This is a genomic window from Tateyamaria pelophila, assembly GCF_019966495.1.
GTDB lineage: Bacteria > Pseudomonadota > Alphaproteobacteria > Rhodobacterales > Rhodobacteraceae > Tateyamaria > Tateyamaria pelophila.
Map to the genome: position 1 here is coordinate 15,716 of NZ_JAIMIA010000021.1, position 20,918 is coordinate 36,633.

A 20,918-nucleotide genomic window follows, 5' to 3' on the forward strand; every position below is an offset into this window, starting at 1 on the left:
TCACGCGCGGATCGGGTCAAGCCCCGTACGTCTTGTGCACCAGAACGCGCCGCCAACGGCAAAGACGTTTGCCAGTACAGCCGCGCCGAGAATGCCGGGATAACCGAAGGCCAGGAGGCCGACCCATGCAAACGGAATATAGACTGCGAAGATGCGCGCGAGGCTGAGCCCCATCGAATATCCCGCCTTGGACCGCGCGTTCATCCCGGCGTTTGCCGTGACGAGGATCCCGTAGCCGAACAAGCTCCAACCGACGATGGACAGGTATTGTGCGGCATAGCTGCGCGCATCATCGCTTTCGATGAAAAGCCCGGCAAGCCGGTCTGCGAACACGGTCAGCAGGATGGCAACGATCACACCGTAAACGCCGCAGAAAATCCAGGCGTCTCGCATCCCCTGACGTGCGCGATCCTGTTTCTGTGCCCCCCAATTCTGACCCACGACCGGGCCGATGCCCGCCGACAAAGCGAGAAGCGGCACCAAGGCCACCGACTGCACCCGCGTCGCAGCCCCGAACCCGGCGACGGCCGCATCGCCCAAGGTGGCGGCAGCGGCCGTCACGAGCGACAGGCCCGCCGGGTTGATCGCATTGGAAAACGCCGCCGGGACACCCACCGCCAACACCTGTTTCAAAGAGCCAAGCACGCCTGTGAGTATGTCCGGACACCGCGACAAGACGCCGACATGATAGGCATAGACTACCGCGATCACGGCCCCGAATGCGCGCCCGATGGCGGTCGCCATGGCGGCCCCTTGCGTTCCCAGATCGAAGGTAAAGATGAAAAGCGGAGTGAGCGCAATATTGATGAGCGCCGCGAGCACCATGATCACAGCAGATGTCGCGCCGTCCCCATGTGCCCGGAATGCGGCGTTCGCGATCATCATCACCACAAGGAACGGAAACGAAACAGCCCAAAACGGGGCATAGGCCCGCGCCTCGGTCAAAGCAGCATCACTTGCCCCCATCAGGGTGAAAATCGACCCGGACAGCCACCAGAACCCGAGCGCCGTAATCAAGGCAAGCGCAAGGCCCAGACCCAGCGCATGGATCGCAAGACGCGCCGCCGCCGCGTCGTCCTCTCCTTTGCCAACAGTCTGACTGATGGCGGCATTGGCCCCTGCGGAGAGCCCGATCGACAGGGACGTCAATGCAGTTGTCACGGGGTAGATGAACCCGATCGCGGCCAGCGGTGCCTGACCCAGTTGACCCAGGAAAAAGGCGTCCGCCAAACCTACGCTCAGGACGGCCAATATGCCGAACGACATAGGTGCCGAAACGCGCGCAAGGGCGCGCCACACGGGCCCTTTGGTCAAATTTCTCTGGGCCAAATCGACGTTACCCCTGTTCCTGAATGTCAGCGACGGATACGACCTGACGGCCGTAGCCGGTAAACGCGTGGACGTCGCCACACGTTCCACGAACCCCGCATTATCCCGTGCGCCCTTGGCCATGGCCATGACCCCCCGAGTGACGGGGTGCATTCCTTTGCCGCCAACTTGCATCTTCTAGCCTTTCCCGGGAACCTCTCGGGCTTCGACGCGTTGATGCAAAAAAGGAGGCTTCGATGACGAAAGATCACGGCTCAAGCATCAAGGACGACGACACCTACGAGGCGCTGCGCGACGAAGGGTACGGCAAAACCAAAGCTGCGCGTATCGCAAACGCGCAGGCCAATGACAGTCAGAACCCGTCCCGAAAAGGCGGAAAGGCGTCGCCTTATGAAGAGTGGACCAAGAAAGATCTTTACGAGCGCGCCCAAGAATTGGACATAGATGGACGATCCGACATGTCCAAGGATGACCTGATCGATGCGCTGAGGGCTCAATAATGGCAATTGAAACAGGCGACTGCGTTACTTGGAACTGGGGCAACGGCACCGGGAGCGGGACCGTCACCAAGGTTTATACACAGAAGATCACCAAGACCATCAAAGGGTCGGAAATCACCCGAAATGCGAGCGAAGAAGAACCCGCCTTTTTGATTGAACAGGACGATGGCGACATAGTCCTCAAGAGCCATTCGGAAGTGGAAAAAGCCTGAGACAATCTGGCTCAGGCTATCGTCGGATGTAAAATAACGCGAATGGGTGCGGTGATCTTGGAGCATGTGGGTGCTCAGATCGGTCATGTGCAAACGCGCTATGAGCGTCAAAAATTGTTGATCCCTTCTTGTTCCAATTTCATCGCTGATCGGGTTTATCATTTGGCGCATCGCAGGTCCACGTTCGAAACCGTCGCGCGTTTGAGGATGAGCACGACGAACACCTTCACAGAGTTTCATGGGGCAATTCACGCCAACTTTTTGTTTATAAAACGGTTCGCCACACGTCCGTCGGCCGCTCAGCCAATCAAGATGCCCAGAACAAGTGCCAAAAGCGGCACAGAACCGAACACGACCAAGCGGGCGCGGTCCGCATCCACAATGAGTGCAGAGTCCCGTGCGTCGTCGTCAAACCGACCCTGCGCCTGTGCGCCGATACTACTGACGGGTGATGACAGGTTGTTGGGTCGATTTCCCGGTTCGTCCTCGTCCGACTTTTGCATTTCCGCACCGCTGTCTGCAAGTTTCCGATCCAGCCAGCCAGGCAACAGCATATTGCCGAACACCAATTTCAATACGGATCTGCCCACGAAATATTCGCGCCGCCCCTCTTTGACCGCCCGCATGATGGCGCGCGCCGCCACATCGGGTTGGAAGATCGGCGGGGCCGGTTGCGGTTTTTTCGACAATCGGTTCAGTGCCCAGTCAAACTGCGGCGTGTTGAGCGCCGGTAATTGCACGACGCTGATCGTTATGTTTGACCCCTCGCGAATGAGCTCGGACCGGATCGAAGAGGTAAAGCCGTTGATCCCGTGTTTGGAGGCACAGTAAGCCGACTGATAAGGCACCGACCGGTACCCCAGGCCCGAGCCTACGTTGACGATTCGTCCGCTGTTGCGCTTTTCCATCAAGGACAAAGCGGTTCGGGTGCCGTTGACGACGCCCATCAGGGTTGTGTCGACGATGCGTTGAAACTCGCTGTCCTGCATTGACGGGAATGGGGAAAAGCTGGTCATCATGGCTGCGTTGACCCAGACCGTGACCGGACCCAAGGCCTCTTCGATGGCGGCGCCCGCGCGAGACACCGCATCCGCGTCCGCCACGTCGCATTTCAGCGCGAACACCTTTTCCCCGTAGGTATCTTCCAATTCTGTCAGCCGAGCCTGTCCGCGCGCCAGCACGCCCACCCGGTATCCATCCCCGATCAGTCGCGATACGGCTGCGCGGCCGACCCCGGCGGTTCCTCCGGCTACGATAGCAATTTGATTTGACACAAGCCTACCTCCGTTATTTGTCCGCGTTTATACCCTTCTACGAGCGCTTACCGTCTCAACGTGTACTGGTCTTGTTGTGTTCCAAAAGCCTCTGTTGGAGCGGGAGCAGACGCAGAGGACAAACGCCCGAGTGGGCCTAACGGGACTGCGCGACCGTGTTGCGAAGACAGGTTTGGGGCGGAGTGATGTGTTTGCAGACGATCGCCTCGGATTTGTTCTTGCCACCCGATCTGGTTACCGGCTTGCGAATTCCGCATGTATCCCGTTTTGGTGCGCAGCTGCGTTCCGCCATTTTTATCGAAGGCAAGCGGATTTCGAAGAGCCATCTTGGCGGCTATGTGTTCTGACGCAATACGACCACCCGTTCTTGGGTTAGGTCTTCGACTTCGTGAGATGCCTTCGCCACGCCGTGGCAACAACGGGGTCACGTTTTCATATGGATCAAGCCTGCAGGCGAGGTGTCCCCGAACAGGACAGACCTCTAGTTGCTCGGCTCTGGCCCGATCTTCTCCAACAACCATTCGGCGCGCTCTATTTGCTCACCCACGGTAGACAACTTGCTCTTCAAGCGCTCGATCTTGGACGGTTTTTCTGTGTCACGGATTTCTTCTTGCAACAGCGTTTGTTTCGCCTTCAGCTTGTCAATTACCTTCTCGACATGAGAGCGCTCGATCTTGGCGGCTTTGCCGTCTTCAAGTCGGCCCAAATACGAGTCCAGCTTTTCACTGATTTTTTTAAGTCCCATAATGCTCTCCCGCTATCAGGGCTGTGTAGCACCATGGTGAAACAGCAATGTAACAGTGCCATTTGTCATGGTGACGGCCTTTGCGCATCTTCGTGCGGATCGTTCACAATCATGTCGTGCAATTCATCATCTTCCAATGCCAGAATGCGCTCGACCTCTGCCATCGCGTCCTCGGTTTCGATATAGCTGTCGCGGGCGGCATCCAGCAGGTCACGCATCGCACTGTAGGCATAGTTTGAATCGTTCAGAAATGAGGTGGCTTTGCTTGCAGCCAGTCGCCGGTCACGGATGAGAGCTTCGATCCTGTTATTGGTGTCCTGCGCGTCACTCTCGACCTGAATGCGTTCCTGATCCAGCCAAAGGCTTGAGCGATCTTCGGGATTGGCCAGTTCCAGCTTGTGAATTTCCACTAGGATACGCGCAATTTCAGTGCGTAACCCATTGTACAGATCGGTGATCACGCCCTGGGGCCGTTCGGTATATTGTGTTGCGTTGCGCCTGAGGTGCTTGATCGATTTCACGGCGCGCACGATCCGGCCCGCGGTATCGCGCATTGCGTAGATGTCGTTCATCACGTCCACAGGCATGTCTTTCGCTCCAGCCCTGGTCGCGAACTCGACAATCGCGGAATACAGTGTCTTGACGCGTTTCTCATAGCGTTGGTCAATATCGAATTCGACCGGCGTGCGGCTTCTGGCGACTGTTTCGGCGATATCCTTGGTATCAAACAACAAATGCCGGTGCAGATTGAGACCATGCGTGATCAGTTCTACGGCATTGTCGTACAGGTGTTGCACCTCACGGCGCATCGCAACCTTGGCGGTCTGTGGGAATTCGTCGACCGCTTCAGAGAGATATCTGGGTTGGCTCAGGTCTTCCTTGGGTTGGGCAATTACACGTTCGAGAAATGTGATGAGCCTGCGTATGAATGGCAACATCAAAGCAACACCCAAGACATTGAATATCGTGTGGAACACGGCAAGCTTCAGGGCGTAATCGGTCTCTGAAATGCCGACAGTGGCACTGACATAGTCAACCGCCACACGTATTTGGCTGATGAAAATCAGCGCAACGGCGGCGGTTCCCAAATTGAAAATGACGTGCGCGAGGGCCAGTCGCTTGCCCTGATAATTCGCTGTGAACGACCCGATGACAGCCGTGACCGTCGTGCCGATATTGGCCCCGATCGCCAGGGCGAGCGCATTTTCGTAGCTGATCTGATTTGCCGCCAGAGCGGTGATGATAAGCACCATCGTGGCATGGCTTGATTGCATGACGACGGTCGCTGCTGCGCCGACCAGCGTATAGACTGCCAGCCCAATTAACCCGGTCATCGCAAACCGCGTGAGGTCAAACTGGTCTTTGAATGCCTCGAACCCTTCCTTCATGTGGTGAATGCCCAAGAACAGAAAACCAAGCCCGGCCAAGACATACCCCGCGCCACGCAGATATTTGGATTTCTGGAATACCAAAACGATGGCAATCGCCAGCATCGGCAAGGCATAGGCTGATATGTTTACCTTCAGACCAAATCCGGCAACCAGCCACGCACCAGTGGTGGTGCCGATATTCGCGCCAAAGACAATGCCAACACCGGCCAACAGCGTAATCAGTTCGGCAGACAGGAACGATATGGTAATGACGGAGACCAGAGAACTGGATTGCATGATCGTTGTGGCAAGGATGCCGAACCCAAGCGACTTTGGAATAGAGCTCGTGGCCTTCTCCAAAGCGCGCTCCAGAAACCCACCGCTGAACAGCTTGAACCCATCCTCAAGCATAAGCATGCCAAACAGAAAGATGGCCACGCCGGCAGCGATCTCCTGAAAGTCACTGCTCGCCCAAAACCCGATGGACAGCATAACCAGGATGGAGGGTAGTAGCAGCCGGGTCCACATGGCTTTGCGCTCCCTGTGACATCATCAAAGGCACCGTAAACCCAATCCCCGGGTGCTTGGAATATCCGATTGCGCAGCATGGCATTTTCAATCGGGTTTTATTTTTCGGCCGCCATCGGTTTTCACCGGCCGTCATCACTCAAGCGGTTTGGCCTGATTTGTAAGTCTAAATACCCTACGCACGGGTGGTAACCCTTCTGCAACGTGAAACTCACGTGCTGTTATTGGCCCCTGGCAAAGGATCGACGGGTCGGCATGAGAGGGGCTGTCTCGGAGTGGCGATCCTTGGCCACGCCGCCCCTCCTGCTGATCTTTTGAAGCGTTCAACGCATATAGCTTGCCCGCAATGCTCACGTCCGATTTTGCAGCAGACGACTAGCCTTGCTGGATTCCGTTGGTCTTGACGCGGTTGCCAAGACGCCGGAACTGACGTCTGTTTGTTCCAATCGCTCCGTGAGCTCATCGGTGAATGCGGTTACATACTCTCCCCGGTGGAACCGTCACCCGGTATGAAACTCGGATGACGCGTAACCCCATAGCCGCTTCACTGACTACCAGGCGTGTACCAAATTGGCGAGGTGTAGGCTCTTTCCTGAGCGGTGGTCTGGGCGCCCTCGGGAATATCCTCCCCGAACCTGAAGGCATCGTAGACAATCCACCGTGGCGTCGGGATTTCCAGAACGCGCGCGTAGTACACTGCCAATTGGTCCGGATCGAAATCCGGATCAGTCCAGACAGTGCCCAATTCCGACGCGCCGATCGTGTTCGTCCAGTTGGCATTGGCCACATCCACCGTGTTTCCGACCAACGGCAATACACCATCTGCGTCTGGTTCACGGCCAGATGACCAGGCAACGTCATAAACCTTTTCCTGCGTTTCGCCTTCCGCATCGAGCCATCCCTTCACGATCTGAATACGGTCCAGATTGGCTCCGACGGGATCGCGCAAGGCATAGACCATGAACGTCGGAGCCTCATCGCCGCCATTGGGGCGCAAGTCTCCCCCCATGGGAACACCCTTTTCATAGCCGCGAAACGCCGGTTGCCGGCTGTTCAGATCGCTCGGATCATAGTTCCAGCCGCCGAAAAACCGCACGGCCATGCGCGGCCCGGTCGTGGCATAAACTTCTTTGCGCGCCATCGCGTCGAATATGGCTTCGCGTGTGTTTTCCTGCGCCCAAACCGCGGCATACCCGGACGCGACAGTTTCATACCCCTGGAAGACACCTTTGTCCGTCTCGATGAATGGATGCAGCATCCGACCAGGTTTTGGTTCCATCCCGGAGGTTTTACCGAAAAAATTATCCTCTTCGATGGCAGGCAGCGACGTGTGCGCGTCGGTGGAACCGACAAGGCCGAACTTGTAGGGGTTCGTGCCAAAGCGGGACTGCAACAGCAAGCCGTTCTTCAGGGCTTCGCGTGTATACTCGGTGCTGAGCATTTCAGGTGTCTTGGCTTCGGTGAGATCCAGATTGCCCGCGTCCCACGTCTCGTAGTCCGCAAATGCGTCATCGGGCGACAGCAATGGATGGGACTCCCCGTCGCCTTTGATTTGTGTGGCCTCGTACATCGGCTCCCACCGGGCGCGTTGCTGCACATATTCCGCGTCGATCGCACGGCCGGTGTATTGCGCATCGACCGGAAACATCAGACCATTTGACAGGTTTCCGTTATGTGCGAGGGCCAGCACCGCACCCCCTGTCTTTTCCTCGTAGTTTTCGAGCCACTCATAGAGTTTGAGCGGATCCGTCGACCCTATGGGCGCCTGGGTGGTGTAGGGTACCATTTGCCCCGCCCGGTCCGCGCCATCCCGGAACAATACGTTCCGGTGCAGGTTGTTGCCCGCCACCAGTGAGGTCCACTCGTACCCTATGATCGTGGTAAATGTTCCCGGATCGTTGAAACGTTCGGCGGCGTCGACCACCCGTTCCCAGACCGAGGCATATGCGGTTGCGCCCGGTGAATAGTCATCCAGCATTCCCTCCGGCATGGTGCCCTGAGCGAAGTTCGTAATCAGATCAATCGCAGCCGCCGCACCGGCGTCACCGCCCGCTTGGAAACCGGCATACCATTCGCGCCCCTTTTCAAACGCAAGAATGTTCGGTGATCCCTTGGCAAGATCCTCGGAAAACCCCATCGCGTCGGAATGGTCGGCGATCACCAGCCAATCCAGCGGACGACCCATTTTCGCAGGCTGACCGCTGGATGCGACCACCTGTTCGCCGCGGGCAAAGCGATAGGCGTCGTCCAGCCCAAGCGTATTGCCGAACAATCCTGCATCGGCAGACAGCCGTGTGTGCAAATGTGTGTCGCCCCAAAACACTTTGTCCGGAAAGGCGCGATTGGTGTAGGGCGAATAGGCTCGCCCCGGGTAAGAGTCTGAAAGATCCGAGAGCCTTGGAATACCCGCGTCCTGAGCATCAACCATGCCTGCAGAGGCAGCCAAGAGAATGGCGACCGAGACGCGTTGAGCGGCCTTTGCTGCATTTTGGACCATGATTATTGCGCTCCGCTTTTGAGGTTCGATTCCGGCACCAGCGTGCCAAAGAAATTCGCCAGAGTTAAGACTCATAAAGCCATTCTCCCGGGTACCGTTCTGGAGGCAGCCTAACAGATCATTTTGATCTGGCAAAACCTAACCGCATCCAAGCAGATCGGACTGCCCCGGCTTGGCGTTCAACAGCTGGTTCAAGTGATTGTTTAACTTTATGGGTTCATCTCATTGCTTTTATTTATAAAATTGAAGAAAAATATCAGGCCAAGTTATGCAGGTACTCTTCCATCCGGGCGACGGATGCGGCGCAGGCCATCGGATTTTCGAGAAGGGCGAAATGCCCCAGCCCGTCCAGCGACGCGAATTGGCCCATGGGCGCCGCTTCGGCTGCGGCGCGGCCTTGGGCAGGTGGCGCGGCCAGATCATTGGAGCCTGTCAGCGAAAAAACAGGAGCCCGGGCGCGCGACAGTGCGGGCAGTGCCCCGGGTCTGTTCAGCGCGAGTTGGGTCTGGGCATCGATCAGCGGCGCTGTCTGATCGGCCATGGCCAGCATTTTGACTTTCGCGCTCTTCCGGTCCGGTCCGTGCAGGTCAGGCAGGCGCGACCTCATCGCGTCCGCGCCGCCGAGCAAGGCGACATCGTGGGCCAGATCGCGACGTCCCTTGGCTTTGGCAGGATCGTTCGCGTAGGGATTGATGCCGAAAAGGACGAGGCGATGGGCTGTCATGCGGTCCGCCAGATGCGCCGCCACAATCGCCCCGAGCGAGAACCCGCAAACGACCGTGTCCTGTGATGCCAAAGGACAAAGATCAACGTAATCCTCTACGGAAGGTCGGTCCAGGATCAGGGGATGCCGCTGGGCTGGCGCAACAGCCAAGGCATCAAGGAAATCGTCAAAAACAGCTGCCGTGCAAAGCGTACCTGGCAGCAAGATCCACGGTCGTCCTGTCAGATCGTCAATAGCCATGCGTGGCGGCCACTTCGACCAAGGTGTTTTCAAGAACCACGCTCACAGCGTCTTTCATGCTGCGGGTCAGATGTGCAAAATCGTTGCCCGGGGTGACCAGTCGAAAACCCTGCTCGGCGCGCTTGCGGGCTTCCGAACCCGAGCTGCAAAAAATACCGGCCGGAATGCCACGACGGGTGGCCGCATCCAGGACATCGATCAACGCGGCTTCGGATTTGGGGCGGGGGTGGCCACAGTGGCCATCCAATTCAAATGCCAAATCGTTCGGGCCGACGTAGATCATGTCGACCCCTTCGACATCCAGAATTTCTTCGATCCGCGCGACGGCCTCTGCCGTTTCGATCATCGGGATGGCCATAACGGTTTCGTCGGCACTTGCGACATAATCAGGACCGCCATAAAGCAACCCGCGCGAAGGACCGAAGCTTCGCTGGCCCAAGGGCGGATAACGACAGGCCGCAACCAAAGCTGCGGCTTGTTCAGGCGTTGAGATCATGGGGCAGATGATACCATAGGCCCCCGCATCCAGAAGATGCATGATCTGCGCGGGATCCAGCGCGGGGACGCGAACCATCGGGGTGGCGGGCGTCGCGGAAAGCGCCTGCATCATGGCAAGCGCGTCGGAAAATCCCAACATCCCGTGCTGCAAATCGACAGTGACGGAATGGACGCCACTGTGCCCGACGCCTTCGGCCGCATAGGCGGAGGCAATGGACAACCAGCCGTTTACAACCACTTCGGACGCGGCAAGGCGGGTGCGAACCATGTTCGGCCGCATCAGCCCGCCCGCCCGTAGTTCGGCAGGAGCGATGCCTTGGCGACGTATCCACCCGCATCCAGACCCAGCCCGGCGCTGCGGGCAGCGTCCAGTACTTCCGGTGCGAAGGTCGGCCTTTTTCGATGATCGCCGCTGAGCACGACAAGCACTTCCACCGGGGCTTCTCCGATCGCCGTGAGGGTCCGGAACACGCCGCCCGGGATGGAATAGGTGTCCCATGCGTCGATCTCTACCGAGGCGTTGCCACCGTCTTCATAGTCCAGCCGCACGCGCCCTTCATGCATCATCAAAACCATCTTTTCATCAACTGCAAAGGGGCCCACCGACTGGCCGGGCTCCAGCCGCATCCATTCCGCGGAAAAACCGTGCGGGTTGGTGATGGGGGCTTTGTGATCTCGGTTCTGGGTCATGCCAAAACCAATGACAGGTGCGATCTGCGCGCCGCCTCCGGTCAGTCGCTGGTCGATGAAGGCCGGTTTGAAATCACGGTCCGCGCGGGTCACGACGCGCGACATCATCTCTTCTCGCGATACCTCTCGCAGGCTCGCCACATCGGCGTCGGGCATCGGTGGAATGCGGCCTTCTTCCGGGGGAATTTCGTCGCCGCGCGACACGTCGATCAGACGGTTGTCGGATGAAATATACAGTCCGTAATCCGCAGCCTCGCGAATGATCTCGGGATGGAAAATCACGCCCCCCGTGTTATCGCCGCCCAGAATGGTGAACAGCCAACCATCGTCCGGCCCCGCATTGGTGAAGCCCCGGAAAATCCACGTAGGCACGGAGACAATATCGCCCGCCTTGCCGGTCACCTCGTTTTCACCGTTCGAGCCCCATCGGAAGGTCCATTCGCCCTTTTGGACGATAAACACTTCGGCGGTGAAATGGATGTGCAGGTTGTTGGTGATACCATGCGGCATGGCCGCCGCCCCGATATTGAACCCATGCGCTTCGGGCAGGTTGATGATCTGGTCATCGGACGAGGTGACGCCCGGTCCGATGATGGAATAGTTTTCTTTCTTGTCCGAGCCAGGCTTCTTGCAGTCTATGAAGGCCACGGTGCAGGACACGTAGTCGTCCCGTTTGACGTGGCGTGCTTCGGCGATGTCTTGAGTGATTGGGGTCATGTTCAGGGTCCTTATGTTCCGTCAGCCAAGCCGTTCACCGGACGCACGATCAAACAGATGAAACCGTGCGCCGTCTTTCGGGGTCAGATGACAGGGGGAATTGATGTCTGCTTCAAAATCGGCGTGACCGCGGGCACACACCGAGGTTGGCCCGTTGCGCAACGTCACCAGCGTGCTTTCGCCCGTCAGTTCCAGAGCATAGAGCTTGCCGTTTATGGGCGCGTTCGGGCCTTGGCTGATGTCCAGTTCTTCCGGGCGAATACCCAGCACCACGCCGCTCCGATCTTCAAGCGGGACCGGAATCTCGACGCCATCTGCGCGGAAAACGCCGCCTTTCACGCTGCCGTCAATCAGGTTCATCGACGGAGATCCGATAAAGCCCGCGACGAACAGGTCAGCCGGTTCGGCATAGATTTTCTTGGGCGTGTCCAGCTGGACGATCTTTCCCTCGCGCATCACCGCCACGCGGCTGGCCAAGGTCATTGCCTCCATCTGGTCATGGGTCACGTAGACGGTCGTGACGCCCAATTCGTGGTGCAAATGCTTGAGTTCCGCACGCATCGTGACACGCAGCTTTGCATCGAGGTTCGACAGCGGTTCGTCCATAAGAAAAATCGACGGAGTGCGGACGATGGCGCGGGCCAAGGCCACGCGCTGGCGTTGCCCGCCAGACAACTCGGACGGGCGGCGATCCAGAAGGGCGCCAAGCTCGACCTTGTCAGCGGTCTCCTGCACGCGCGTCTTGCGCTCGCCGCGTTTGACGCCCCGCAGTTTCAGCGGGTATTCGATATTCTGGCGCACGGTCATATGCGGGTAGAGACCGTAGTTCTGGAACACCATCGCGATGTCGCGGTCCTTGGGCGGCTTGTCGTTGATCCGCTCGCCTTTGATCATGATATCCCCGGAGGTGATATCCTCCAACCCTGCGATCATGCGCATGGTCGTCGTCTTGCCGCAGCCCGAAGGGCCGAGCAGAACCAGAAACTCGCCGTCATGGATCGTCAGGCTTTGCTTTGAAACGGCCAGGAAACTGCCGTATTTCTTTTCGATATCGACGAGACGGACTTCGGCCATGTGGAAATTCCTCTTATTTGACCGCGCCGGCCGTCATGCCGCGCGTGAAATGTTTCTGAATGAAGAGCGCCATGATGAAGATCGGCACCGTAATCATGACGCCGGCCGCAGACATCAACTCCCATAGATCGCCCCGCTCGGTTCGGAAGCTGACCAGGCCAACGGGCAGGGTAACCGCGTCACGGCGCGACAGGATCAGGGCGAACAGGAACTCGTTCCATGTCAGGATGAAGCAGAAGATCGACGACGTCAGAATGCCGGGTGCTGCCATGGGCATGACGATATCCTTGATGACCCGCAGGCGCGACGCGCCGTCGATCATCGCGGCTTCTTCGCTGTCAGTGGGGATCGCGTCGATGAACCCCTTGATCATCCAGATGACAAACGGCGTCACGATGGCCAGATTGACGATGATGAGCGCAATCCGCGTATCCAACAGGTCAAGCTGCCGGAACATCAGGAAAAACGGTAACACGATCACGACGGCCGGGATGAACTGCGTCGACAGGATCAGGAAAAACAGGAACTTGCGCCCTTTCACCCGAAACCGGGAAAACGAATAGGCGGCCAACGCTGCGCAGGGCACCGCGATAACCACTGTTACCGTCGCCACGATCACCGAGTTCATGACCATGGACCCCAGATTCCAAGGCTCGGAGAAAACCGTGACGAAATTCTGCAACGTCGGCTCGAAATTCAGCGACAGCGAGTAGGCGTCGCGCGGCTTTTTGAACGCCGTCAGGAACATCCACGCAATCGGGAACAGCACCACGACCGAGATGAAAATCAGAAGGGCGCGTTCGCCCACATATGCGAGGGAGCGTTTCATGCGGTTGTCATCTTTCTTTCGCTCAGCAGCATGCGGACATACCAGATGGAGATAAACATCATGATGGCGGTCAATATCCACGCCAGTGCCGAGGCATAGCCCATGTCGAACCACCGAAAGCCCACGTTGAAGATGAAATAGGCGAGCGTTTCGGTCGAGGTGCCGGGCCCGCCGCCTGTCAGCGTGACGACCTGATCGAACATCTTGAGCGCAAAGATCGTTTTGAGGACCGCCATGACCAGAATGACGCCGCGCATCTGCGGCAGAATGATGCCAAAGACGATGCGCAGATTCGAAGCGCCGTCGATGCGCGCGGCCTCTTCGGTTTCGCGCGGGATCGAGGCGAGGCCGCCAAGGCACATGAACGTCATGTAGGGTGTCCAGTGCCACACGTCCGTCAGCACGAGGATGGCCATGGCCAGATCGGGGTCGGCCAGCCAGGGCACGCCTTGCAAGGCAGGGAAAACCGCGCCCAGACCCTGGGCCAGGACGCCAAATTCAGGGTTGAACATGAAACGATAGCTGACGCCGATCAAGGCAGGGCTCATCGCAAATGGCAGGATCAGAATGATCCGCGTAAAGGTATGCATCGGCCCCTTGCGGCGCAGCAGCAGCGCCAGCGCCATGGCAAGGATCACGGTCAGGATGACGCTGGTGATCACGAAAATGAATGTCACCCAGAGGGAATTCAGAAACGCACTCTCCGAGGCCGCATAGATGTAATTGTCGAAGCCGACAAAATCACCCGGTCGGCGGCTTTTGGTCAGATCCCACTCACGAAAAGAAGTGATGAAGGAATATGCCAGCGGGTAGATGGTCGTCGCCAGCACGATGATAAACGCGGGGATGAGCAACCAATATGGGAGCAGCCGATCTTGCACGCATACACCTCGATTCATAGGGAAGGATGAAAAAGCGGGCCGGACGACGCGCGCCGTCCGGCCATTGGGTCTTAGCGGATCGCGGCGATCTCTTCGGCGGCGTTATCCAGCGCTGCCTGCACATCGGTTGTCTCTCCCGACGCAAGGCTGGAAATCGCGGTTTCGAGGATCAGAGCGATGCGGGGCCAGTTGTCCCCGAATTCGATACCCTCGGCCGTTGCCAGCGCGTCCGCCGCAGCCTGATGCATGCCGCCCCACCTTGCGTTGACCTCAGGGTCCGTCAGATTGGACATATGCACGGCCACCACTTCGGACAGGTCAGGATCCATCAGCACGTCGCGCTCGAGCGCGGGGTCGGTCAGCCAGCCGAGGAATTCCGTCGCCGCACCCTTGTTGTCGGACTCCTGCGTCACACCGAAAATCCAGGTGTTGGTGAATGTCGTCCGGTCCGCGCCTTCGACAGACGGAAGGGCGGTAAAACCGACCTGTTCCGGCGTCAGCGTCGATTGCTCCGGGTCTGTCAACTGAGACCGGACCCACCACCAGACGGGCAACATGGCGGAATTGCCCTGCTTGAAGCTGTTCACCGCATCCTGTTCAACAAAAACAGCCGATCCGGCGGGCACGATCTCTTCGGCCAAATAGCTGATATAGGTCTCGGTCGCGGCCACACCTGCCGCCGAGTTGAAGGCCGGGTTCCCCTCTGCGTCAAACAGATCGCCGCCATTTCCCCAGAGCAGGTTGATCCAGACCATGAGGTTCTGGCCGTTCAACTTGCCATATGGCAGGGCGATACCCGCAGCATCCGTGCTGTCCTGGATTGCTTTGGCCGCCGTGACCAAACCTTCCCACGTCGTGGGAGGCGTTACGCCAGCGGCTTCGAGCAAGTCTTTGCGGTAGAACAGCAATTGCACGTGACCACGGACAGGCAGACCGACCAACTCGCCGTTCAGCATGCCATGACGCATATGCGCGGCCGGGAAGTCGCTCAGATCCGTGCCTTGGGCTTCGATCTCGGGGCCAATGGGTTCCATCAGCATTTGCAGTGACGTCACCCACTGATCCATCACCGACACGACATCATAGTCGCCGCCTGCAACCATTTCGGTGGTCAACGCTTCTTTCATGTTCGGAAAGGGAACGTAGTCGTAAACCACATCGATGCCTGTGGCGTCCTCGAATTCCGCAAGCCGGGCCTCGTGGGCCTCGAACTGGCTGGATTTGACGGCAAGCACATTGACCGTCTGACCTTCATAGGGCCGACCTTCGGTTGCCTCCCATGCAAGCGCCTGGGCGCCATAGAGCGAAGCTGCGATCGCAATCGCACTGGTAAATCGTTTCATCAGTTCCTCCCTTGTCTGCCTTACGCTAATCGCAACGGATAAGTTTCGTCAATAATATTATTGATAATTTGGAGTGGACAAGATTTGGCAGAGTGTTACGCTTGGTTTAACACACTGTTTCCAAGAGCCCGGAGGGATCAGAGACAATGCAAGACACACTGGTTACTGACTTGGAAAATGACGTCATCTTCGGCGTCTACGCCCCCGGGAGCCGAATCGTTGAAGATCGTGTGATGGAGCGCCACGGCGCAAAACGACATGCGGTCCGGAACGCTTTTGCCGAGCTTGAAGCCCGTGGTTTACTTGTCCGTCGGCCAAATCGCGGGGTCGAGGTTGTTGATTTCACGCCGGACGAGGTCGACGCTCTTTATGATGTGCGCATCATATTGGAAACATCGGCGGCCGAACGGACGCCGTTGCCTTGTGCTCCGGATGTCATTGCCACCCTCGAAGATATCGCCCGGCGGCATGAAAACGCGGTGAAGCAGCAGGATTTCCGCGCCGTGTTCTGGCTCAATCTTGAGTTTCACGAGGTGCAGTATGCGTGCTGTGCCAATCCACGACTGGCAGATCTGATCGGCAATCACGCCCGCGCGGCGCAGCCCATTCGCGTCGTGAAATATGATGACGTCGAACATATGCGCCGTGTCGTTGCGCAACACTTTGATATTATCACGGCAATGCGCGGAACCTCCCAAGACGCTTTGGTGGCTGCCGTTCGCGCGCACTTGCCTGCTTCGGCAGAGGCCTACCGCACCTTGTACAACCGTCGTTTCGGGTCGCGCGTTCAGACAGCCTGAACGAAACCGGTATATGTATGCGCCTCACGGTTGATTTCCGCATGCCGGGTGCTTTGACCAAAGCGAGGTTCGGCTGACGTCTTTGTATGATCCTGAAGGCTGCAACTAAGTTGGCAAGGCACTTCATCCATCGGCGCAGAGGCAATCCGAATTCCAAACCAACCAAAAGATCAACTTGGACAGACGTTCTCAGCCAAAGACAGGCCGTAGCCATATATGGCGTCCCTACCCATTGGTCCCAGTTCCGTGCTGGTTTCAGCGAGGCGCGTTCTGACTTGCTCCACCGTGCGAGCACCTGCAAGCGAGGCATCTGCGGCAAGTCTGGCCGTCACGAAAGGCGTCGCGATAGAGGTCCCCGTCACGAAGCGCGTTCGGCCGTCGGATGTCACCATCACGTCCACGCCGGGGGCCGCCACATCAACATGTGGACCCCGCACGGCGTTTCTGTAGATCCGCCCGGTGGCGTCCACGGCTGTGACGGCGATGACGCCGTCAAACCCGGCAGGGTAGAGCGGCGCAACATCCGGCCCGTCATTCCCGACCGCCGCAACAAGGATCAGGCCACGTGCCACAGCCCGTGTCACCGCCAGATCCAGCAGCTTGTTATAAGGCCCGGCGAGGGCGAGGTTGACGAAGCGCACCTCCTCCTCTGCCAACCAGTTCAGCGCCCGTACCAATGCGTCCGCGCCTGCGACCAGCCCCAGCGCGTTTTGCTGGCCAAAGACGTTCGCGCCATAGATTGTGACATCCGACAAGCGGTCCGGGTTTGAAAGAACCGATGCGACGTCGGTGCCATGGGTGGCCGGCCCGGCCCGGCCTGAAAAGAACGCGCGGGTCACGATACGGGCTTCTGCGAGTGCAGGCGCGTTGATGTCGATGCCCGTGTCGATGATGCCCACCGCAGCACGTGCGCGACACCCGCCCTCGGGCCAGCGCATGAGGTCATTCGCATAGTCGAGCGACCTTTGGCCGCTTGTCTCTTGTTGCAATCGGTAGACATGGTTGACGCCAACCGTCGCAGTGGGCACTGCATCTTCCAGCGTGAAGATGGCCTGCGGCGCGGTGATCCCAGCAGGTATCCTGAAATCCAGCATGGTCAGGCCCAGTCCGCGCAGCCGCGCCTCGCGGGTCAGCTCATAGCCACCGGCGTCTGCAAACTGTCGCAAATCAGCGGCAGAACCTGCATCAGGCACCAGCGCATACACCATTTGCGCATCAAGTATGTCTGTCTCCGTGCTCCGCTGGACCGCCGTGCAACCGGCCAACAGTGCCAGCAACGCTGAAACTGCGATGACGTGGCGTATCTTCATCACGTTGAGCATATGCGCCTCCCTTGATCGCCAGAGATCCGTCTCTCGAACACCCTGCTTATTGTCCGTCGTTCGAGAGGCCAAAAAGGTTCAAAAAATTCGATGAACCCGGCGCAACGCATTATTTTTTGAACCTTACCGCAAGACTGTGCGACAAAGATGTAAGTACTGCAACGCTATGGATATCGCGACATGGAACGGGACGACGCAATCCTCGAATACCTGCAAGACCGGATGGGCCGGGACGACCGGGACCTTTTCGAGGCAGACATGGCTGAGGACGCGGCACTCGCAGCCGAGGTCGAGGTCATGCGATCGGTCCGAACGGCACTTGCCTCCGGGCCAATCCATGAAAACAAGGATGCGGTCTGGGCGCGCGTCTCGCGCAGCATTGACCAGATGCAGGAACCCGCCAATGTCAATCGCGCACCATGGGGTGCATTGTTGCGCTACGCGGCTGTGGCGGTCGTCGCTGTTTCGGCGTGGCAGGTGGCCATCGTGCCGCGCATATCCAGCGCACCGGATACATTCCGGCCGGCCAGCGAGCAGACAGCGGGCGTGGCACTACAGGTCAAGTTCACCGACGCGGCCATGTTCACCGATATCGCGGCATTGGTCTATACGTTGAACGGGACAATCATTGATGGGCCCGGCGCACTGGGTATTCTGCATCTGTCCTTTCCAGACACTGACTTGCGTGCACAGGCGATTGACGTGCTCGAACGCTCGGATCTGGTGGAATTTGTTCAATGACGGTGATGCGCGCACTCAGCGTCGCACGGCGGCTTGCAGACAGCGCATCAATGCTTGTTTGGCGTGGAAAATTCGTGTCTTGATCGTACCCACAGGCACGGCTTCGATCCGGGCAATCTCCGGATAGGTCAGATCTTCGAGAAACGCGAGCCGGATGGCCGCGCGATGGACGTCCTTCAGTCCTTCCAGGCATTTGTGCAAACGCTGACTTTCGGATGCGGCGATGGCTGCGGCTTCCGGGTCGGGTGCGGTGTCGGCGGTCTCGGGAACCTCATCGACAAAGGAGAGCCTTCCGCGTTTGCGCAGCGCATCGACAAGCTTGTTGCGCGCGATGGAAAAGAGCCAGGTCTTGACGCTGGACTGCCCGGCAAAGCGTTGCGCTGTGCGCCAGACGTCAAGCATGGTGTCGTGTACGCAATCCGACGCCAATTCGCGGTTGCCGCACTTCGCCATGGCAAAGGCGTAGACCCCGCCGTTATGGCGTTCGTAGAGCTGGTGCATCGCGGTTTTGTCGCCCGATGCGATAGCTGTAATGAGATCGGTGTCATCCATCATGTGCTTGGCGCATCGCTCCGGCGCATTTGTTCAACCAATGAGTGTCACTGGTGCGCCTCTGACACAACAGGCAAGGCGCGAAAAGGCTTTCGGCGCGGGCCGACCCGGCAACTGCCCGCCAAAAAACCCCGCCAGCTTCACAAAGCTGACGGGGCCTCACGCCGAACCGGAACTTTTTACATCATGCAATCATGAAATCATCGGCGTGAAAGTCGGAAACTTCGGCGTTGTCGAAGGTAATGACCTTGTTGTTGAGCGCGAGTTCGACACCGTCCGCGACCTGGGTCAGATTGCCCAAGAGCGCATCTGCCGTCACTGTCGGGTCGTTGGTGACGAAAAGCAGGTTGTCTGTTCCGAATTCGAAGTCGAGGATGATATCGACACCCGCATCTGCCTCGAAGAAGACAAACGTATCGGCGCCCGCTCCGCCGGTCATGGCGTCGTTGCCGGATCCGCCCCGGATCACGTTCGCCTGATCGTTGCCCACGATGATGTCGTCAAAATCAGAGCCGGTGACCTGTTCGAAGTTGGTCGCCATCGAAATTTCACCGCCAGCCGGGATATAGCCCTGTGTGGCGAAGGTGCCTGCCGCGAGATCGACATTAACCGCCGCCGCCGCGCCACTGAAATCAAGCAGATCGATGCCCGCGCCGCCATCAAGATCAAGCTTGATCACATCCGACACATTGCCTTCGATCACCGCGGTATCGTCACCACCCCCAAAATTCGTCTCCAGTGTTTCGGTGTTGCGAATGTCGAGCTGAAACAATCCTGCTTCCGTCTGATCGTTGAGTTCGATCCGCGCGAACGCGACGCCGTAGTCTGTGGTCGAGAACGACGCAACATCTTTGTTTTGCAGGTCATCATTCACCAGATCGGTGTCAAAATTGACCTGCACCAGGTCGTCACCCGAGCCACCATTCAAAAGGTCCGAACCGTCGCCATTGTTCCAGACGAGGCTGTCGTCACCGCCCCCGGCAATGACAACATCATCGCCCTTGTTGCCGACCAGAAGATCATCGCCGCCGCGGCCAAGAATTTTGTCGTCGCCGCTCCCGCCGGATATTTCATTGTCTTGCTTGTCACCCTTGATTTTGTCTTTGAAGTCGGTCCCGACAACGTTTTCAAAGTTCTCAGCTGTGGACTCGTCCAGGGCGTCTTTTTTCAGGTCGACCGAGACGCCGGCCGCGACTTGCGACAGATCAAGCGTATCCACGCCATCCCCCCCATCAAGATTTAGCGCAATGGCCTCCAGTATGGCACCTTTCAGCACGGCGGCGTCGTCTCCGGCGCCGAAATTCGTCTCCAGCACCTCTGTTTCGCGGATGTCGAGTTGAAAGAGGCCGAGTTCGCTCTGATCGTTGAGCGCGATCCGCGCAAACTGAACACCCTGATCGGTTACAGAGTATTCGGCGACATCTTTGTTTTGCAGGTCATCATTCACCAGATCGGTGTTGAAATTGACCTGGACGCTGTCATCGCCTTCGCCGCCTTGCATCAGGTCGGAGCCATCGCCATTGTTCCAGACCAACAGATCGTCGCCCCAGCCTCCAAACATGAAATCGTTGCCTTTGTTGCCGACAATGATGTCACTGCCCAATCCGCCGAACAGGTAGTCTTCTCCGTCGCCGCCTGAGACCGTGTCATGACCTGAGAAAGCAAAGATCAGGTCATTGCCGCCATTGCCATTGATGTGGTCGCTGCCAAACGATCCGAAAATCAGATCGTTATTGTCGGAGCCATCGATCTCGAGGCCGAGTTCGTTTGGGTTGAATTCGCTGAATACGGGCATTGGATACTCCAGTCACAAAATTTGAGTTGCCGCTTCTCCCGACTTTGACGCGTCGGAAAAGGCTCTGATTGGTCCCTCGCAACCAGCGAGTTACCAGTCAGTCGCGCCACCACACGCAAAGGTTCAAATTTATTTTGGAAACTGTTTTGTATGTCCGCTTCGGGTCTTGGATGCGGCATGCCCATTGCCACTGATCAAGAACAAAATCCGGCGCGTCGCCCCATGTGCTTTGCCTTGGCTGACCCGTTGCGGCGTTC

The 20,918-nt window shown here is 58.0% G+C and carries 20 protein-coding genes; 5 read left to right on the top strand and 15 right to left on the bottom strand.

The window, feature by feature from the left end; genetic code table 11:
* Complete coding sequence (locus LC354_RS09010; protein ID WP_223423085.1) at positions 1 to 1,329, bottom strand: MATE family efflux transporter; 1,329 nt, start codon at positions 1,327 to 1,329, stop codon at positions 1 to 3.
* Positions 1,330 to 1,565: 236 nt separating this feature from the next.
* Between LC354_RS09010 and LC354_RS09015 the strand changes: the two genes are divergently transcribed.
* Entirely contained in the window at positions 1,566 to 1,829 is a 264-nt protein-coding gene (locus tag LC354_RS09015) for a DUF7218 family protein (protein WP_223423086.1), read from the top strand.
* Positions 1,829 to 2,041, top strand: a complete 213-nt coding sequence (locus tag LC354_RS09020; protein ID WP_223423088.1) for a hypervirulence associated TUDOR domain-containing protein — start codon at positions 1,829 to 1,831, stop codon at positions 2,039 to 2,041. Before LC354_RS09015 ends, LC354_RS09020 begins: the two co-directional genes overlap by 1 nt.
* A gap of 299 nt (positions 2,042 to 2,340) precedes the next feature.
* On the opposite strand, the gene LC354_RS09025 is transcribed toward LC354_RS09020, so the two are convergent.
* Entirely contained in the window at positions 2,341 to 3,315 is a 975-nt protein-coding gene (locus LC354_RS09025; RefSeq protein ID WP_223423090.1) for an SDR family oxidoreductase, read from the bottom strand.
* A 191-nt stretch (positions 3,316 to 3,506) separates the two neighbouring features.
* Here LC354_RS09025 and LC354_RS09030 point away from each other — a divergent pair, with 191 nt between their 5' ends.
* A complete protein-coding gene (locus LC354_RS09030; protein WP_223423092.1) occupies positions 3,507 to 3,662 on the top strand; it encodes a hypothetical protein in 156 nt (51 codons plus the stop codon).
* 134 nt (positions 3,663 to 3,796) lie between these two features.
* On the opposite strand, the gene LC354_RS09035 is transcribed toward LC354_RS09030, so the two are convergent.
* From LC354_RS09035 to LC354_RS09080, 10 genes are all read right to left on the bottom strand, one after another.
* Positions 3,797 to 4,060 (bottom strand): hypothetical protein, encoded by a 264-nt coding sequence (locus LC354_RS09035; RefSeq protein ID WP_223423093.1) that lies wholly within the window; start codon positions 4,058 to 4,060, stop codon positions 3,797 to 3,799.
* A 65-nt stretch (positions 4,061 to 4,125) separates the two neighbouring features.
* On the bottom strand, positions 4,126 to 5,958 hold the full coding sequence (locus LC354_RS09040; protein WP_223423095.1) for a Na/Pi cotransporter family protein: 1,833 nt from the start codon (positions 5,956 to 5,958) through the stop codon (positions 4,126 to 4,128).
* Positions 5,959 to 6,502: 544 nt separating this feature from the next.
* Entirely contained in the window at positions 6,503 to 8,455 is a 1,953-nt protein-coding gene (locus LC354_RS09045; RefSeq protein ID WP_223423096.1) for a DUF3604 domain-containing protein, read from the bottom strand.
* A gap of 256 nt (positions 8,456 to 8,711) precedes the next feature.
* A complete protein-coding gene (locus LC354_RS09050; protein WP_223423098.1) occupies positions 8,712 to 9,419 on the bottom strand; it encodes an alpha/beta fold hydrolase in 708 nt (235 codons plus the stop codon).
* A complete protein-coding gene (locus tag LC354_RS09055; RefSeq protein ID WP_223423100.1) occupies positions 9,409 to 10,185 on the bottom strand; it encodes an HpcH/HpaI aldolase family protein in 777 nt (258 codons plus the stop codon). Before LC354_RS09055 ends, LC354_RS09050 begins: the two co-directional genes overlap by 11 nt.
* Before the next feature lie 11 nt (positions 10,186 to 10,196).
* A complete protein-coding gene (locus LC354_RS09060) occupies positions 10,197 to 11,324 on the bottom strand; it encodes a cupin domain-containing protein (RefSeq protein ID WP_223423102.1) in 1,128 nt (375 codons plus the stop codon).
* 21 nt (positions 11,325 to 11,345) lie between these two features.
* Positions 11,346 to 12,398 (bottom strand): ABC transporter ATP-binding protein, encoded by a 1,053-nt coding sequence (locus LC354_RS09065; RefSeq protein WP_223423103.1) that lies wholly within the window; start codon positions 12,396 to 12,398, stop codon positions 11,346 to 11,348.
* Between the two features lie 13 nt (positions 12,399 to 12,411).
* The gene (locus LC354_RS09070) at positions 12,412 to 13,227 is read right to left on the bottom strand and encodes a carbohydrate ABC transporter permease (protein WP_223423105.1); all 816 of its coding nucleotides are present in this window, start codon (positions 13,225 to 13,227) and stop codon (positions 12,412 to 12,414) included.
* Complete coding sequence (locus tag LC354_RS09075) at positions 13,224 to 14,108, bottom strand: carbohydrate ABC transporter permease (protein WP_223423107.1); 885 nt, start codon at positions 14,106 to 14,108, stop codon at positions 13,224 to 13,226. The genes LC354_RS09070 and LC354_RS09075 overlap by 4 nt, the downstream gene beginning before the upstream one ends.
* 71 nt (positions 14,109 to 14,179) lie before the next feature.
* Complete coding sequence (locus tag LC354_RS09080) at positions 14,180 to 15,451, bottom strand: ABC transporter substrate-binding protein (protein WP_223423109.1); 1,272 nt, start codon at positions 15,449 to 15,451, stop codon at positions 14,180 to 14,182.
* A gap of 146 nt (positions 15,452 to 15,597) precedes the next feature.
* Here LC354_RS09080 and LC354_RS09085 point away from each other — a divergent pair, with 146 nt between their 5' ends.
* A complete protein-coding gene (locus LC354_RS09085) occupies positions 15,598 to 16,251 on the top strand; it encodes a GntR family transcriptional regulator (protein ID WP_223423111.1) in 654 nt (217 codons plus the stop codon).
* Between the two features lie 170 nt (positions 16,252 to 16,421).
* Here LC354_RS09085 and LC354_RS09090 read toward each other — a convergent pair whose 3' ends face one another.
* Positions 16,422 to 17,573, bottom strand: a complete 1,152-nt coding sequence (locus LC354_RS09090) for a S8 family serine peptidase (RefSeq protein ID WP_223423112.1) — start codon at positions 17,571 to 17,573, stop codon at positions 16,422 to 16,424.
* A gap of 180 nt (positions 17,574 to 17,753) precedes the next feature.
* On the opposite strand from LC354_RS09090, the gene LC354_RS09095 reads away from it, so the two are divergent.
* Positions 17,754 to 18,314, top strand: coding sequence for a hypothetical protein (locus LC354_RS09095; RefSeq protein WP_223423114.1), 561 nt, complete (start codon positions 17,754 to 17,756; stop codon positions 18,312 to 18,314).
* Between the two features lie 15 nt (positions 18,315 to 18,329).
* Here LC354_RS09095 and LC354_RS09100 read toward each other — a convergent pair whose 3' ends face one another.
* Both LC354_RS09100 and LC354_RS09105 read right to left on the bottom strand, forming a co-directional pair.
* A complete protein-coding gene (locus tag LC354_RS09100; protein WP_223423115.1) occupies positions 18,330 to 18,869 on the bottom strand; it encodes an RNA polymerase sigma factor in 540 nt (179 codons plus the stop codon).
* 181 nt (positions 18,870 to 19,050) lie between these two features.
* Complete coding sequence (locus tag LC354_RS09105) at positions 19,051 to 20,661, bottom strand: calcium-binding protein (RefSeq protein WP_223423117.1); 1,611 nt, start codon at positions 20,659 to 20,661, stop codon at positions 19,051 to 19,053.
* Positions 20,662 to 20,918 lie beyond the last annotated feature (257 nt).